At 37.4% G+C, this 16,370-nt stretch carries 13 protein-coding genes and 1 tRNA gene; 11 read left to right on the top strand and 3 right to left on the bottom strand.

Annotated elements, in window-relative coordinates; all coding sequences use genetic code 11:
- Window positions 1-5: 5 nt before the first annotated feature.
- The 4 genes from porL (at window position 6) to I6U50_RS03920 (ending at window position 4,436) form a co-directional block, all read left to right on the top strand.
- Complete coding sequence (gene porL, locus I6U50_RS03935; protein WP_193710249.1) at window positions 6-662, top strand: type IX secretion system motor protein PorL/GldL; 657 nt, start codon at window positions 6-8, stop codon at window positions 660-662.
- Window positions 663-718: 56 nt separating this feature from the next.
- Window positions 719-2,263 carry a type IX secretion system motor protein PorM/GldM gene (gene porM, locus I6U50_RS03930; protein WP_198627403.1) on the top strand — a complete coding sequence of 515 codons (1,545 nt, stop codon included), beginning with the start codon at window positions 719-721 and terminating at the stop codon, window positions 2,261-2,263.
- 13 nt (window positions 2,264-2,276) lie between these two features.
- Window positions 2,277-3,170, top strand: a complete 894-nt coding sequence (porN, locus tag I6U50_RS03925) for a type IX secretion system ring subunit PorN/GldN (RefSeq protein WP_198637936.1) — start codon at window positions 2,277-2,279, stop codon at window positions 3,168-3,170.
- 210 nt (window positions 3,171-3,380) lie between these two features.
- Window positions 3,381-4,436, top strand: coding sequence for an NAD(P)/FAD-dependent oxidoreductase (locus I6U50_RS03920; RefSeq protein WP_198637935.1), 1,056 nt, complete (start codon window positions 3,381-3,383; stop codon window positions 4,434-4,436).
- On the opposite strand, the gene I6U50_RS03915 is transcribed toward I6U50_RS03920, so the two are convergent.
- Complete coding sequence (locus tag I6U50_RS03915; protein ID WP_193710253.1) at window positions 4,433-4,819, bottom strand: DUF983 domain-containing protein; 387 nt, start codon at window positions 4,817-4,819, stop codon at window positions 4,433-4,435. The two genes, I6U50_RS03920 and I6U50_RS03915, sit on opposite strands and share 4 nt — an antisense overlap.
- 107 nt (window positions 4,820-4,926) lie before the next feature.
- Between I6U50_RS03915 and I6U50_RS03910 the strand changes: the two genes are divergently transcribed.
- From I6U50_RS03910 to I6U50_RS03885, 6 genes are all read left to right on the top strand, one after another.
- Window positions 4,927-6,846 (top strand): ABC-F family ATP-binding cassette domain-containing protein, encoded by a 1,920-nt coding sequence (locus I6U50_RS03910; RefSeq protein ID WP_193710254.1) that lies wholly within the window; start codon window positions 4,927-4,929, stop codon window positions 6,844-6,846.
- A 60-nt stretch (window positions 6,847-6,906) separates the two neighbouring features.
- A complete protein-coding gene (locus I6U50_RS03905) occupies window positions 6,907-8,049 on the top strand; it encodes an efflux RND transporter periplasmic adaptor subunit (RefSeq protein WP_198637934.1) in 1,143 nt (380 codons plus the stop codon).
- Window positions 8,046-11,252 (top strand): efflux RND transporter permease subunit, encoded by a 3,207-nt coding sequence (locus I6U50_RS03900; RefSeq protein WP_198637933.1) that lies wholly within the window; start codon window positions 8,046-8,048, stop codon window positions 11,250-11,252. The genes I6U50_RS03905 and I6U50_RS03900 overlap by 4 nt, the downstream gene beginning before the upstream one ends.
- Window positions 11,236-12,570 (top strand): TolC family protein, encoded by a 1,335-nt coding sequence (locus tag I6U50_RS03895; protein WP_198627410.1) that lies wholly within the window; start codon window positions 11,236-11,238, stop codon window positions 12,568-12,570. The genes I6U50_RS03900 and I6U50_RS03895 overlap by 17 nt, the downstream gene beginning before the upstream one ends.
- Window positions 12,571-12,573: 3 nt before the next feature.
- The gene (locus tag I6U50_RS03890) at window positions 12,574-12,756 is read left to right on the top strand and encodes a CPXCG motif-containing cysteine-rich protein (protein WP_193710258.1); all 183 of its coding nucleotides are present in this window, start codon (window positions 12,574-12,576) and stop codon (window positions 12,754-12,756) included.
- Window positions 12,757-12,907: 151 nt separating this feature from the next.
- Window positions 12,908-12,980 (top strand) — tRNA-Met (locus I6U50_RS03885).
- Window positions 12,981-13,407: 427 nt separating this feature from the next.
- Here I6U50_RS03885 and fabF read toward each other — a convergent pair.
- Together fabF and I6U50_RS03875 are read right to left on the bottom strand one after the other, a co-directional pair.
- On the bottom strand, window positions 13,408-14,652 hold the full coding sequence (fabF, locus tag I6U50_RS03880; protein WP_198637932.1) for a beta-ketoacyl-ACP synthase II: 1,245 nt from the start codon (window positions 14,650-14,652) through the stop codon (window positions 13,408-13,410).
- 5 nt (window positions 14,653-14,657) lie between these two features.
- Complete coding sequence (locus I6U50_RS03875; protein ID WP_198637931.1) at window positions 14,658-15,209, bottom strand: TetR/AcrR family transcriptional regulator; 552 nt, start codon at window positions 15,207-15,209, stop codon at window positions 14,658-14,660.
- A gap of 748 nt (window positions 15,210-15,957) precedes the next feature.
- Between I6U50_RS03875 and I6U50_RS03870 the strand changes: the two genes are divergently transcribed.
- Complete coding sequence (locus I6U50_RS03870; RefSeq protein ID WP_198637930.1) at window positions 15,958-16,302, top strand: single-stranded DNA-binding protein; 345 nt, start codon at window positions 15,958-15,960, stop codon at window positions 16,300-16,302.
- Window positions 16,303-16,370 lie beyond the last annotated feature (68 nt).

Below are 16,370 nucleotides of genomic sequence, written 5' to 3'. Positions count from 1 at the left end.
TTATTATGGCAAAATCAAATTCAAGTAAAAGAATAACCAACATGGTGTACGGTTTAGGTGCATCGGTTGTAATATTGGGAGCCCTTTTTAAAATTATGCACTGGCCTTTTGCAAATCCTATGCTTATTGCAGGTCTTGTAGTTGAAGCCTTTGTATTTGCTTATTCTGCTTTTGAACCAACCGATGATGATCTTGATTGGTCTCTTGTATACCCGGAACTAGCCGGTGGTCAGGGAACTCGTAAAACTGCCACTGTAATTGAAGACGACAAAGAAACACAAGGGCAACTTTCTAAGAAATTAGACGAAATGCTTAAGGAAGCTAAGATAGATGCAAACTTAATGCATAGCCTTGGAGATAGTATTCGTAATTTTGAAGGAGCAGCAAAGGGGATTGCTCCAACTGTAGATGCTATGGCTTCACAAAAGAAATATAGTGAAGAGCTTACCACTGCTGCAACTCAAATGGAAACATTAAACAATATTTATAAGGCTCAGGTAGAATCGGCCTCCCGTCAGGCAGAGATCAATCAGGAAGTTGCTGAGAATGCCGGTAAATTGAACCAGGAAATGGGATCACTTGCCGCTAACCTTTCCTCGTTAAACGGAGTTTATGGAGGTATGCTTACTGCAATGAACGGTACCCGTAGTATGTCTAATTAGTGATTGCATTACATTACCTGAAATCTAAATTATTAATGAACCAAACTAATTAGCACATGGCGTCTGGAAAACAATCACCAAGACAGAAGATGATTAACCTGATGTATTTGGTATTCATCGCGATGATGGCACTAAATATGTCTAAGGAAGTATTAACAGCCTTTGGTCAAATGAACGAGGACCTTGAGGAGTCTAATACTACCACATCACAACGTAATGAGATGGCAATGGCAGGTTTAGCCACTAAAGCCGAAGAACAACCTGCAAAATATGAGGAGTTAAAGGCAAAAGCAGAACAAATTAGTAGCCTTTCCGATAATTTATATAATACAATAGGTAGCCTTAAGGAGGAATTATTATCTGATTTTGAAGCTGAAGAAAAGACCAATTACGAGTCTATGGATCGTGCAGATAAGCTTGATAACTTGTTTTTTGCAAGCGGAAGGGTAACTCCTAGAGGAGAGGAATTTGTGGCGGCAATAGATAATTATAGGAATGAGGTATTAGCTATACTGGGTGATGGTTTTCCGCAAATTAGAAGTGAAATAGCAAAAGATTTTTCTACAGAAGAGGTGACCAATAACGAAAATGTGACTAAACCTTGGTTAATGTACAATTATCAGGGCTTCCCTTTAATTGCTTCGCTTACAAAATTAACGCAAATCCAGTCTGATGTAAGAACCACTGAAAATGATATTCTGTCTGCTATGCTTGAAGGACAGTTACAAAGCGATGTTTCTTTAACTAATTACCAGGCCATCGTGGTTCCAGATAAAACGGCTTTCTTTAGTGGAGAAAACTTTAAAGGAAAAGTTGTATTAGGTAGGGTTGATCCGACTTTAAAATTTGAAAACGTAACCATAAACGGCAATGATGTAGAAAGTACTCAGGCCGGTCAGGTAATGTTAGATTTTCCTGCAGGAAATGTAGGAGAAAAAGAAATTAATGGAGAGCTGCAATTTAAGGAAGGTGATTCTATTGTTAGAATACCTATTAAAAGTTCTTATGCTGTTATTCCAAAGCCAAATTCTGCCGTTATCTCGGCCGATAAGATGAATGTGCTTTATCGCGGTGTGCAAAACCCAATGACGATTTCTATTCCCGGGGTTGGAAGTATTAGCGCTCAGGCGCCGGGTCTTTCATCTGCCGGAGGGGCAGGAAACTATGTGATGAACGTTACCAACCTTCAGGCTAGAGAGGTAGCAATTAATGTTAGCGGTAAATTACCGGGTGGAGAAACTGTTTCAGATAGTAAAACCTTTAGAATTAAAGATATTCCAACTCCGGTTGGAACGGTTAGGGGAGAAGATGGTACGGTTAAAATGCAGCGTAATAGCTTAGAGATTTCTACTATTAGTGCAGATTTGCCAGACTTTGATTTTAATCTTAACTTAAATGTTTCAGGATTTAGTTTTAAAGTCCCTGGACAGCCTACCATCCGAGTTAATGGTAGTAAGTTAGATAACAACGCAAAAGCGGCCTTGAGAAGAGCAGGAAGAGGTGAGACTGTACAAATTTTTGATATTCAGGCCAGTATTGCCGGAAACTCTAGTTACAAGTTAAAAAAGGTAGCTCCTGTAATTGTTGAGTTGACAAACTAATAAAATTTAGAAGATGAGTTGGAGAGGATTTTTATTAAATACTTTGATGTTGGTTCTTACCGTAACATCTTATGGACAGGCTAATATCTTAAATGCCAATAGTCCGGAAGATATTGGGAAAAGAACTGAAGCTCAAATTCAAAGCGACTTAAATGATAAGCCGTTAGAGTATGGGTATGTTGAAGAACGAGATGTGTTGTGGTCTAAAATTGTATGGGAGAAGATAGATCTGGACGAAAGGGTTAACTTTCCACTATATTATCCAATAGATACTAATAACATTGGAAACAATCGTCGTGCTCTTTATGATGTTCTGATTGCTGCTATTAAAGACGGAAAGATTAATAATATTTATGCCGATTCTTATTTTAATGAAAAGCGTACTTTAAAAGATATCCAGGCAACGATTTCTAAAGTAGATACAACAGATCTGGGTATTGAGCAATATAATGCAGGAGAGCAGGTAGATGCGCAATTTATAGATCGTAGGGATCTTGGTGCAGCTGATATAGCCGAATATCATATTCGCGGTATGTGGTATTTTGATAAGCGCCAGGCAGAGATGAAATACCGTCTCCTTGGGATTGCACCGGTTGCTCCAGATGTTAATTTTATAGACTCAGGTCAAACAGATCTTGTTGAACTGTTCTGGATTTGGTTCCCCGATGCCAGAGAAGTTTTGCATGATAATAAAGCCTTTACCGGCAATAACTCAGGCCAGTCTGTCACTTTCGATCATTTGCTTAATTCCAGGAGGTTTTCTTCAGTAATATACAAAGAAGAAAATGTTTATGGAGATCGCGAAGTAGATGAATATATTGTGGATAATGCCTTTATGGAACTTCTGGAAGCCCAACGTATAAAAGAACAAATACGAAACTTCGAGTTAGATATGTGGAATTACTAATGCTGTAAAAACCATAATAAAATATAAAGCGTTCCTCCGGGAGCGCTTTTTTTATGCCTACCTAAAAGTGAATTTTAAATTGGTTTAATGAGCGGATTTTTTAATAGTAAACATTTATATTTTAATAAATGCCTCCTTTGATTTTTATGGCTGGTTTTTAATGGGAATGCTGCAAGGACACAATTTGCTTTAATTTTTTATTTTTGAAATATGTTAGATTATATAGTAGTTGGATTAGGTTTAAGTGGGTTGGCTATAAGTCGTAACCTGGAAAAAAGGAATAAGCAGTTTGTGGTTTTTGAGGACAGTTCACAAAGGTCTTCCCTGGTGGCCGGCGGATTGTTCAATCCGGTAATTCTAAAGCGCTTTACATTGGCCTGGAATGCCCATGAGCATATGAAAACCGCGATTCCTTTTTATAAAGAAATGGAGGAGCATTTACAGGCAAAAATTGTTTACCCCATAGAAATCTATAGGAAATTTTATTCGGCTGAAGAACAAAATAACTGGTTTGCAGCAGCAGATAAACCGTTGCTTTCTGAATTTTTAGACACTAATTTAGTTAAGAAAATCAATGCATGTATTCCTTCTGAGTTTTCATTTGGCAGGGTACGGCAAACCGGAATTGTGGATACCGATGTTTTACTAAATGAATATCGAAACTATTTAAATAAAGAAGGCAAAATTAAGTTTGAAAGATTCGAATACAATAAGCTTCAGATTAAACCCGATTCAGTGGAATACAATGGTATTTCAGCTAAACAAATTATTTTTTGTGAAGGTTTTGGAATGCAGCAAAATCCATTCTTTAACTACCTTCCGCTTCGCGGAAATAAAGGTGAATATCTCACAATTTATTCAGAAGAATTACAGCTACAGGAAGCGGTGAAATCTTCGGTTTTTATTATTCCCCTGGGCAATAATTTATATAAAGTGGGCGCAACCTATAATAGTAAAGATAAAGATCCGCGGCCAAGCAAAGAAGCAAGGCATGAGTTGGAAGAGAAGCTTTTAAAACTCATTAGCTGTAAATATGAGGTATTGGATCAGTCTGCGGGGATTAGGCCTGCCAGTAATGATAGAAAGCCAATTGTAGGACGGCATCCAAAGCATCAAAACCTTTATTGTTGTAACGGTTTTGGGAGTAGGGGAATCCTGATTTCTCCTATGGTTTCAGCCCAATTAATTGAATTGATTGAAGACCAAATTCCACTTCCGGCCGAAATAGATTTACACCGATTTAATAAAAAGCATTTTCCTGCTTAATTTTTGCCAGCATTTGGTTTGTAGTGTAAAAAGAAATTAATCCAGATATTTCGGGATAATCTTATAATTACAGGCATAAAAACCACCAGGGTTCCTATAATTGCCCAAAAGGACGTCATTAAATCACTACCCACAAAAAGATAAGTAATTATAAAGGCCGCCACTGCAAATGCAATTCCCACCGCATAACTTACATACATAGCTCCAAAAAAGAAAGAGGGCTCAATTTTATATTTAGTACCACAGTTAGAACAATGTTCGTGCATTTCAAAAACACGGTGTATTTTATAGGGATTGCTTTCTTTGTACATGCTTTCTGCATGGCAAACCGGACAGGTGCCGGTAAAAATACTGTAAAGTTTACTTCCTTCTAAAAATTTCATAATTGGTATTCAGGGAGTTATATGTATTTATGACTGTGTAGATTGGGCGTGAACATATTTTTTTCACATTGTAAATTTAGGCATATTTGCAAAAATAAAATATACAAATGCTTAATATTCATAACCTCTCTGTTTCTTTTGGCGGAGAATACCTTTTTGAAGAGTTAACCTTTAGGCTTGGTGCCGGAGATCGCGTGGGACTAATTGGAAAGAACGGAGCCGGAAAATCTACTATGCTTAAAATTCTTGCCGGTGAGCAGGAATATGACGAAGGCCAAATAGCAAGAGATAAAGAGTTAAATATAGGTTTCTTAAAGCAGGATATTGATTTTGAACAAGGGCGAACTGTGTTGCAGGAAACTCAACAAGCCTTTGAGGAAATAAAGAAACTCGAAAAGCAAATAGATGATATTAACCATCAATTAGCGACAAGAACCGATTATGAAAGTGATTCTTATACACAACTTATTCAGGATCTTAGTGAGATAACCCATACCTACGAAATTATTGGAGGTTATAATTATGAAGGTGATACCGAAAAGGTGTTACTGGGGCTCGGTTTTCAGCGGGAACAGTTTGATAAATTAACCGAGACTTTTTCTGGAGGTTGGCGAATGCGTATTGAGCTGGCCAAGCTGTTGTTGCAAAATAACGATATTTTGCTACTGGATGAGCCTACCAACCACCTGGATATTGAAAGTATAATTTGGTTAGAGAATTTTCTTAATAATTATTCTGGTTGTGTGGTTATTGTCTCTCACGATAAAATGTTCCTGGATAATGTAACCAATAGGACCATAGAAATTTCATTAGGCCAAATTTACGATTTCAATAAACCCTATTCAAAATACCTGGTTCTTAGAAAGGAGTTAAGAGAGCAACAACTGGCTGCACAAAAGAACCAACAAAAAGAGATTGAAACTACCGAAAAACTTATTGAGAAATTTCGTGCTAAGGCTTCAAAAGCTTCCATGGCACAATCGCTTATTAAAAAATTGGATAAGATAAACCGTATAGAAGTAGATGAAGATGATAATGCGGTGATGAATGTAAGCTTCCCGCTTTCTATACAACCCGGAAAAGTGGTGATAGAAGCCGAAAATATAGCAAAAGCTTATGGCAATAATCAGGTGTTAAATGGTATTGACCTTTTAATAGAACGTGGAAGTAAAATAGCTTTTGTTGGGCAAAACGGGCAGGGTAAAACTACCCTCGCCAAGATTATAATTAATGAAATTTCTTATGAAGGACATCTTAAACTAGGGCATAATGTACAGTTAGGTTATTTTGCTCAAAACCAGGCAGATTACCTGGAGGGTGAAAAAACCGTACATGATATTATGATTGATGCCGCCAACGAAAAGAACCGAAGCAAAGTTCGGGATATGTTGGGGTCTTTCCTTTTTAGGGGAGATGAAGTAGATAAAAAGGTAAAAGTGCTTTCTGGTGGTGAAAGAAACAGGTTGGCCCTTTGTAAACTTATGCTACAGCCTTTTAATGTGCTTATTATGGATGAGCCTACCAATCACCTGGATATAAAATCTAAAAACGTTTTAAAAGAAGCTTTAAACAGGTTTGAAGGAACCTTAATAATTGTTTCGCACGATAGGGATTTCCTTCAGGGCTTAACCAATAAGGTTTATGAGTTTAAAGACTCTAAGATCAAGGAGTATTTAGGAGACATTAATTTCTTTTTAGACCAACGTAAGCTGGAAGATATGCGAAGTGTTGAGAAGAAGGAGAAGGTTGCAAAAGTGCAAAAAGAAATAGCCGCCACTAACAACAAAAAGGCCTACAAGGATCAAAAGAAGATAAAATCCCTGAAAAATAAACTAAGTAACACCGAGTCTAAAATAACGAAGCTGGAGAAGGATCTTGAAGCACGGGATATGGAATTGGCTACAAGTTACGAAGAGGTTATGGCCCGTCCCGGGTATTTAGATAAGTATAAAAGCAAGAAAAAAGAATTAAACTCTTTAATGCAGGAATGGGAAGAAATTCAGGAGCTTCTTGATGATTTGGAATAGTTTTTTGTAAAATTTCAATTTTAAAATTAAACCAAATGGAAAGAATGCGGTCTTACAAACATGGATAAACGCAAAATCATTCTTTCTTTTATTGGAGTATTACTTATTGTTTTAGCAGTTTTTGGGGCAAAAGCAATTATTGACAGTAATGTGAAAAAAGTGCCGAAAAGCACTAAAGTTATAAAAAATGTATTCGTAGAAACTGTAGAAAACCGTAAGGTACCTATTGTGGTTCCTGCTAATGGAAATGTAACAGCACTTAAAAAACTGGAGCTTTTTTCGGAAGTACAGGGCATATTTCAGCGTAGCAGTAAAGATTTTAGGCCGGGGCAGGTTTATAGCCGGGGGCAGGTTCTTTTAAGTATAAATTCAGAAGAATATGCTGCCAGTGTGCGTTCAGCTAAAAGTGAATTATTTAATAATATCACTTCTATCATGCCAGACCTTCGGTTAGATTACCCGGAATCTTTCCCAAAGTGGCAGGAATATCTTACTAATTTTGATGTCAATAACTCTATAAAACCATTGCCAGAGCCAGATTCAGATAAAGAGCGGTACTTCGTTACCGGTCGGGGAATCGAATCAGCTTATTACAATATAAAAAACCTGGAAGAACGCCTTAGAAAGTTTACCATAAGAGCACCATTTGATGGTGTCTTAACCGAAGCTGCCGTAAATCCGGGTACTTTGGTAAGACCTGGCCAAAAATTGGGGGAATTTATAGACCCATCGGTATACGAATTGGAAGTAGCCGTGGCAAAAAGGTTTTCAGATCTTTTGAAAACGGGGGAAGATGTAAAACTACAGGACCTTGAAGGTAATCAAACTTTTAAAGGTACGGTAAGTCGAATTAACGCCAGGGTAGATAGGGCCTCACAAACCATACAGGTTTTTATAAGAATTGAAGAGCCCGGGATTAGGGAAGGAATGTACCTGGAGGCACAATTAGACGCGCGGGACGAAGAAAATGCCATAGAAATCCCCAGGGAATTGTTAATAGATCGTACCAAAGTTTATTTAGTACAGGATAGCGCTTTGGTTTTAAAGGAAATTAACCCGGTTTATTTTTCGAGTAATAAAGTGGTGGTAAAAGGCCTGGAAGATGGTGAGACTTTGGTTTCTGCTCCGGTTCCTGGAGCATACCCGGGAATGGAAGTGCAAATTCAGGAGAAAATAGACACTGCTAAAGCTACAGAACTTTGAGAAAGTTAATCAGTTATTTTATAAAATACGAGGTAGCCGTAAATATACTCATCCTTGCATTTGTAATTTTTGGTATTGTGGGAGTGGCCAGTTTAAACTCTTCTTTCTTTCCGCTGGAGGACTCCCGAATTATAAATATCAATGTAAACTACCCCGGTTCGGCACCCGAGGAAATTGAGGAAGGTATTATTCTAAAAATAGAAGATAACCTAAAGGGCCTTGTAGGTATAGATAGGGTAACATCTACAGCACGCGAAAGTGGTGGTTCTATTACCGTAGAGATTGAGCAAGATGAGAATATAGATGTTATGCTTACCGAAGTTAAGAACGCGGTAGATAGGGTGCCTAGCTTTCCCGGGGGAATGGAGCCACTTGTGGTTTCAAAACAGGAAAGGGTTAGGCCTTCTATTAGTTTTGCCATAAGCGGTGAAGATGTGCCGTTGGTAACATTAAAGCGTATTAGTGAGCAAATTGAGAATGATTTACGACAACTAGACGGTGTTTCGCAAATAGAAATTTCGGGCTTCCCAGAAGAAGAAATTGAAATAGCCGTTAGCCAGGACGATCTTTTGGCTTATAATTTAACTTTTGAAGAAGTTGCAAGAACCGTTGGAGCTTCAAATATTTTAAGTACCGGGGGAACTATTAAAACCGAAGCCGAAGATTATCTAATAAGGGCAAATAGCAGAAGTTACTATGCAGATGCTTTAAACGATCTGGTAATTAGGTCTTCAGTCACCGGGCAAACTACACGCTTAAGTGATGTAGCTGAAGTTCGGGATCAGTTTGGCGAAACCTCCAATTCTTCTTATTTTAATGGGAATATCGCCGTAAATGTAGCTATAAGCAATACAAATAACGAAGATCTTTTATCTGCGGCAAAAAAGGTAAAAGCCTATATAAAAGACTATAACGCAAAAGCCAGTAAGATTAAACTGGATGTTGTTTCAGACTCGTCTATCACCTTAAGTCAAAGAACTCAATTATTACTTGAGAATGGCGCGGTAGGAATATTACTTGTTCTATTATTTTTATCTATCTTTTTAAATATAAGACTGGCATTTTGGGTAGCCTTTGGCCTGCCTATAGCCTTTCTGGGAATGTTTATTTTTGCCGGGCAATTTGGCGTAACCATTAATGTGCTCTCTTTATTCGGGATGATTATTGTAATTGGTATCCTGGTAGATGACGGTATTGTTATTGGTGAAAACATCTATCAGCATTACGAGATGGGAAAATCTCCCATTCAGGCGGCCTTAGATGGAACTATGGAGGTTATTCCGCCCATTATTTCCGCTATTCTAACTACGGTTTTGGCGTTTTCTACTTTTTTATTTCTAGATAGTAGAATAGGAGAGTTTTTCGGAGAAGTGTCTACGGTGGTTATATTAACTTTGATAGTTTCCCTTGTAGAGGCGCTTATAATTTTGCCTGCACATATTGCTCATTCCAAAGCTTTGCAGGCAAGAAAACCAGAAGAAGATAAAAAGAAAAAGGGGCTTGCAAAACTCTTTATTAAGATGCGCGTTGTAAATCGCGTAGGAGATAATGCTATGAGCTATCTAAGGGATAAATTTTATAGCCCAATATTAAAATTTGTGCTCAGGCAACAAATATTAGCTTTAGGAATTTTAGTGGCGATCCTAATTCTTACTATTGGAGCTATTGGCGGAAACTGGATTAGGGTTACTTTGTTTCCCAGTATTGCCAGTGACCGTGTGAGTATAAGCCTTCTAATGGCCGAGGGTGTTAATCCTGAAAAAACAGATTCTATTATCTCTATGGTTGAAGCAGCAGCCTGGCGGGTTAATGAAGATTTTAGTAAGCGTCAAAGTGGGGATAAGGACGTAGTAGAGAATATTATAAAACGAGTTGGTCCCGGGAATAATAAAGCTTCTTTGCAAGTAAATTTACTTCCAGGTGAAGAAAGGGATTTTGGATCTCCCGAGATAACCAATGCGATAAGGGATGAAGTTGGGACTGTATATGGGGTGGAAAACCTTACTTTTGGTTCGGGTGGTAATTTTGGAGGTTCACCAGTTTCGGTGTCGTTATTGGGGAACAACCTCCAGGAATTGGAAGCTGCAAAAGAAGAGTTGAAGGAGAATTTTGAGAACAACCCGCTCTTAAAAGATGTTACAGATAATGATCCGCAGGGAATAAAAGAGATTAATGTTGAGCTTAAGGAAAGCGCCTATGCGTTAGGACTGGATCTTAATGAAGTTATGCGCCAGATACGAAACGGTTTTTTTGGAACTCCGGTACAGCGTTTTCAAAGAGGTCAGGACGAGATAAGGGTTTGGGTGCGTTACGACCTTAAAAACCGTTCCTCTATTAACGATTTAGACGATATGCGCTTAACAACCCCCGGAGGAGATCGTGTGCCATTTGAAGAAATAGCCAGTTATAAGATTATTCGTGGTACTGAATCTATAAGCCATTTAAACGGACTTAGGGAAATTAGGGTGAGTGCAGATATGGAAGATCCTAATGGAAGCTCAACGGAAATACTTGCAGATATTAGAAGCAATGTGATGCCAGAACTTTTGGCAAAATACCCCAGCCTTTCGGTTTCTTATGAAGGGCAAAACAGGGAGGCGAATAAATTAACCAGTTCAGCAAAAGGAGTTTTGCCGGTAGTGTTATTTCTTATTTATGCAGTAATCGCCTTTACTTTTAGAAGTTACAGTCAGCCATTACTGTTAATGATTATGATTCCTTTTAGCATTATTGGAGTAGCCTGGGGACATTGGATTCATAATTTTCCGGTAAATGTACTTTCAGCTTTAGGAATTATTGCCTTAGTTGGAATTATGGTTAATGATGGCCTGGTGCTTATTAGTAAATTCAACGTGAACTTGCGAAATGGGATGAAGTTTGAGAATGCATTGTATGAAGCCGGTCGTGCCAGGTTTAGAGCTATTTTTCTTACCTCACTTACCACCATAGCAGGAATGGCGCCATTGCTTTTAGAGAAAAGCAGGCAGGCTCAGTTTTTAAAACCCATGGCAATCTCCATTTCTTACGGAATTGCCATCGCTACTGTTTTAACATTGCTCCTGCTGCCATTACTTTTGTCTATCAGTAATAATATTAAAGTAGGCGGAAAATGGCTTGCCACGGGAAATAAGGTAAGCAATGAAGAAGTAGAAAGAGCTATAAAAGAACAAAAAGAAGAGAAAGCCCATGGAGAGGTCAGTTAAGCTAACTTTTGCAATCCTATTTTTTTTTATAGGGAATCTCCTGGCTCAGGAGAAAGAAGTTATTACAAAAGAAAAGGCGATTTCACTTGCGCTAGAATTTAATTATGGAATTAAAATTGCCGAAAATGAGGTTGAAATTGCTGAAAATAATAAGGGGATTTTAAATTCAGGTTATTTGCCCACACTCACGGGTAGGGCAGGAGCAGGATACGATTTAAACGATAGGTTAACCGAACCTGAAGATGGAGAACCATTACAGCAAGATGGGATAGAAAACAATTCTTATAACGCCTCTGTGAATTTAAATTATACCCTTTTTGATGGCCTGGGCAGGTTGTATAATTATAAAAGTTTAAAAGAGGAATATCAGCTTTCAAAATTACAGGCCCGGGAAACTATAGAAAATACCATGTTACAATTATTAGCTGTGTATTATGAAATCGCACGGCTTACTGAAAATGTAGCAGTTTTAAAAGATGTTTTGGAAACTTCAAAAGACCGAGTAACCAGGGCGCAGTATCAATTTGATTTTGGACAAAGTAACAATCTTGCGGTCCTTAATGCCAGGGTAGATGTTAATAACGATAGTGTAAACCTTCTACAAACACGGCAACAGCTTAGTAATACAAAAAGAGATTTAAACGTATTATTAGACCGCCAAATGACACATAAAGATTTTAGTGTGGATACTACGGTAAGCTTTATCCCAAAATTACAGCTGGATAGCTATGTTGCAGATGCCGAAGTTAATAATGTGTCTTTACTACAGTTAGATAAAAGTTTGGAAATTACAGCCTATGATATTAAAATAAGTAAATCGGGATACCTGCCTACCATAGACCTAAGCGGTTCTTATGGCTGGAATTACAACCGAAGTGCAGCAACGGCATTTTTTCCGGGTAGTAGGCAAACTACCGACGGGATTTCGGGTGGAGTTAGTTTAAATTGGAATCTATTTGATGGGGGGGCTACAAGCCTGCGCGTACAGAATGCTAAAATAAATCATGAAAACCAGCAATTACAAAAAAAGCAACTTTCGCTGGGAATTAGAAGGGACATTGCCAATGCCCTTGGTAATTATGAAAACCGATTATATATTTATAAGGTCCAGAAAGAAAATGTAAGGACCAATGAAGATAATTTTGAACGATCCCGGGAACAATTTAAACTTGGAAGAATTACTTCTATTGAGTTTAGGCAGGCCCAGGTTAACCTATTAGATGCCAGGACAAGTCTAAGCCTTGCAAAATACGATGCCAAGCTTGCCGAGTTAAGCTTGTTGCAGCTTACCGGTCAATTGTTGAATGTTGAATTGTAATATATGTTTGAGCACTTTTTTCAATGCCCATATTGCTGGGAAGAAATATCGGTTTTGCTAGATCCTTCGGTGAGGCAACAAATTTATATTGAAGACTGTGAGAATTGCTGTAATCCCATTGAGTTTGTGGTTTCATTTCACGAAAATGAGTTGCAGGCTTTTGAAGCCAATAGCATAGAACAATAATTATTTCTTTAGTTTTTAGTTGTTTTATATTAAAAGACCAGGCTAGTTGTTTGATATTCAGGTATGCAATATTTTTCCTGATTTTTTCTTTAATTTTTATTGAAAAAGCTTTGCTGAAACTTAAAAAACGTCTTATATTTGCAGTCGATATCGCGGGATAGAGCAGTAGGTAGCTCGTCGGGCTCATAACCCGAAGGTCACTGGTTCGAGTCCAGTTCCCGCTACTAGCAAAGACAAGGCTTCACAGAAATGTGAAGCCTTTTTTTATTTCACATAGTACAGAATAAGTACAGAATCTTAGTATTTTCGATTTGATATTTATTTTGAATTCAAATGATATTATTTTTTAGCAAGAAATAGTATTTTTCATTAATTTCATTTCTAGGAATACCTAAATCAATCGCTAGTTGTTGCCACAGACCTGTATTCTGTTCAATCGTATTCAAGAAAGAGGAAAAGTTTAGCAGGAATGACCAACTTGTTTTCAATCCTCAATACAACTTTAACACAACTTATAAATCCATTCAAAATTTTTTAAAACTAATCTGAGGACGATATAAAATTAGAAAACCGCTTAAGTGTGTTTTAAATGAATACATTTTTCTAAGCATTAGAAGCTTATGCAACAACGACCTGAATTGACTGTAACTTTTATTCTATATGCTTTTTGAAAATACTTGTTGCAATATGGCCACCAAAACCGAAAGTATTACTCATTGCGAAGTTTATTTGTTTTTTTTGTGACTGGTGCAAAGTCAGGTTAAATAAGTCCTTAAATTCGGGCTCAATATCTATTGAATTGATTGTTGGTGGAACAATATCACTCTGAATTGCTTTAATACAAGCGATCGCTTCAATAGCGCCAGCGGCACCTAACAAGTGACCTGTCATTGATTTTGTAGCGCTAATGCTTACTTTACTTTGTCTTCCGAAAACCCGTTCTATCGCTTTTAACTCGCTAGCGTCTCCTTGTGGTGTTGATGTAGCGTGTGTATTTAAATAATCAATTTCATTGGCAGAAATATGGGCATCTTCCAAGGCAGCCATCATTCCCAAATATGCTCCTTCACCTTCGGGGTGGGTTCCTGTAAGATGATAGGCATCTGCTGCCATACCACCACCAGCAATTTCCGCAATAATTGGTGCATTTCGTTTTATGGCGTGTTCGTAGCTTTCCAAAATGATAGCACCTGCTCCTTCTCCCATTACAAAACCGTCCCTATTTATATCAAACGGACGAGAAGCAATTTGTGGATTTTTATTTTGCGTCGATAATGCTCTAGAAGCATTGAAACCACCTATAGAACTTTCGGTTATTGATGCTTCTGAACCGCCTGTTATTATCATATCTGCTTTTCCCCAACGTATATAATTAAAAGCATCAATAATAGCGGTATTTGAAGTAGCACAAGCAGAAACAGTTGTGAAATTTATTCCACGAAGTCCATATTTTATAGAAATGATACCCGATGCAATATCAACAATCATTTTCGGAATAAAGAACGGATTGAAACGGGGTCTACCATCTCCTTGTGCAAATTCAGTTATCTGTTGTTGAAATGTGCTAATCCCACCAATTCCCGATCCCCAAATAACACCAATCTTATTCTTGTTCAATTCTTCAAAATTGATATGCGCATTTTTAATAGCTTCTTCAACTGAAATTAAAGCGTATTGAGTAAACAAATCATATTTTCTTGCTTCTGCTTTTTCAATATGGTCTAGTGGGTCGAAGTCTTTGAGCTCACAAGCAAATTTTGTTTTGAATTTACTAGCATCAAATCTTGTGATAGCTCTCGCACCGCTCCTCCCTTCAAGTAATGATTTCCAAAAATCATTTACATTATTTCCTATTGGCGTTAATGCGCCCAATCCAGTGATGACTACTCGTTTCATTTTAACTATTGTATTAAATTATTTATGATATTTTCTTTAATATTCCGAAAATCGTGTTGATAAGTAACTCGTGATAATTGCTCTGCACCAAGTATATTAGTAATGATCATAAGTGCTTTGTTTCTATCTGACATTTTATATTGAAAAACCCCCTCTTTTTTACCTTCTTTTAATGTACTTGTAAGCCAATTAAGAGTATTGTCTGTTAGTATCTTCAATGCTGTTTGTACTTCTGGTTCAAATGTGAAATAGTCATTTGCTAGTGAACCTAAAATGCTGATTTTTCCATCAGCTTTGGCCATTGTATAAACAGAGAGAAACTTTATGATTTTTTGAATCGAATCTATGTCCGTTACATTTTGTTTGAATTTCTCCAGAAGTATATGATGTTTCTGAATTACAGCCATTACTAAAGTGGTTTTGGTGGGGAAATGATAATGAATAGAGGCATTCTTTATATTTAACTCTTTAGATATATCACTAAAACTAAATGCATTACAACCTCTTTTTCTTATTAGAACATCTCCAATTGAAATAATTTTATCTCTTGTATTCATATTGCAAATATACATACCTACTAATAGGTAGGCAAATTATTTAACTTTTTTAATTTAAGATTGAAAAGTTTATGACGAGACGGGGGTATATATTCAATTTAAATGAGGCTCAAAGGTCTCAATTATATCGATTGATAATGTATATAAAGAATAGCCAATACGCTTCACTAAGCACATTCCCTCCATTCCGCAAAAAGCTACATTCCGGGCAAAGAGCTTCCCTACAAAGTCTTGGATACCATCCCCAATTTCTCCTTTCCATTCCGTTAACCCTTCCCGATGCTTTGGGAAGGAACACTCCATTCCCAATCCGAAATTGTGAACGGAGTCCGCTCAATCGGAATTCCATTATTCATTTGGTGCCGCTTCCTATGTATTGGTACTTCACAAAAACCTTTAGACCTACTCCCGCACCCTCACTGTTCCTCCCTTTTTTTGAAAGCAAAATACCAACATTTGGAAGTTGAACGGACTGCATAACCGGTCGTGCCTCCCTTTTATAAGTCCTTATCAATTCCAAATATTGAAAATGTATCAGCAACAAAAAAAGGTAACAGCGAGGGCGCTATGGGAAGTAAATCTAAAATGAAGCTTATGAAATCGTACAAGAACATAAAAAAGGAAGCGGCACCAAAAAAACAAAAAAGGAAAACGCTCAAGATATAATAAGTAAACCACTTCAAAAATAGAAACGCAAACTGTCTGAATAGTTCAGATAGTATTTTAATTAATCTTTAAATATTTTATTATGAGTACTTTAAAAAATCACGTACAGTTAATCGGAAACGTTGGGCAAGAACCAACCATTACCAACCTTAAAAGCGGTAAAAAAGTAGCCCGTTTTTCAATCGCCACAAATGAACACTACAAAAACAACAAAGGCGAAAAGGTACAGTCCACAGATTGGCACACCGTTGTAGCCTGGGGCAAGACAGCCGAGATTATCGAAAATTATGTAGGTAAGGGAAAAGAAATAGCCATTACTGGAAAATTGAGAACCCGCACCTATACCACCGATGACGGAAACCAACGCTATGTAACCGAAGTGGAAGCAAAGGAAGTCCTTTTGCTCGGAAATAAAAATGATAAGTAATCCTTCAAATTTAAGAGGGCGTTCCCTTGGAAAGTAGCGCCCTCTTTTAATTATTAACCCAATTAATA

Source organism: Salegentibacter maritimus (assembly GCF_016236975.1).
Lineage (GTDB): Bacteria > Bacteroidota > Bacteroidia > Flavobacteriales > Flavobacteriaceae > Salegentibacter > Salegentibacter maritimus.
The sequence above is the reverse complement of the archived record's forward strand: the minus strand, read 5'-3'. Positions and strand labels throughout refer to the sequence as shown.

Bases quoted from the DNA above. Each gene is read 5' to 3' on its own strand.
- porL (WP_193710249.1), top strand. From the start codon at position 6: ATGGCAAAATCAAATTCAAGTAAAAGAATAACCAACATGGTGTACGGT.
- porM (WP_198627403.1), top strand. From the start codon at position 719: ATGGCGTCTGGAAAACAATCACCAAGACAGAAGATGATTAACCTGATG.
- porN (WP_198637936.1), top strand. From the start codon at position 2,277: ATGAGTTGGAGAGGATTTTTATTAAATACTTTGATGTTGGTTCTTACC.
- I6U50_RS03920 (WP_198637935.1), top strand. From the start codon at position 3,381: ATGTTAGATTATATAGTAGTTGGATTAGGTTTAAGTGGGTTGGCTATA.
- I6U50_RS03915 (WP_193710253.1), bottom strand. From the start codon at position 4,819: ATGAAATTTTTAGAAGGAAGTAAACTTTACAGTATTTTTACCGGCACC.
- I6U50_RS03910 (WP_193710254.1), top strand. From the start codon at position 4,927: ATGCTTAATATTCATAACCTCTCTGTTTCTTTTGGCGGAGAATACCTT.
- I6U50_RS03905 (WP_198637934.1), top strand. From the start codon at position 6,907: ATGGATAAACGCAAAATCATTCTTTCTTTTATTGGAGTATTACTTATT.
- I6U50_RS03895 (WP_198627410.1), top strand. From the start codon at position 11,236: ATGGAGAGGTCAGTTAAGCTAACTTTTGCAATCCTATTTTTTTTTATA.
- I6U50_RS03890 (WP_193710258.1), top strand. From the start codon at position 12,574: ATGTTTGAGCACTTTTTTCAATGCCCATATTGCTGGGAAGAAATATCG.
- fabF (WP_198637932.1), bottom strand. From the start codon at position 14,652: ATGAAACGAGTAGTCATCACTGGATTGGGCGCATTAACGCCAATAGGA.
- I6U50_RS03875 (WP_198637931.1), bottom strand. From the start codon at position 15,209: ATGAATACAAGAGATAAAATTATTTCAATTGGAGATGTTCTAATAAGA.
- I6U50_RS03870 (WP_198637930.1), top strand. From the start codon at position 15,958: ATGAGTACTTTAAAAAATCACGTACAGTTAATCGGAAACGTTGGGCAA.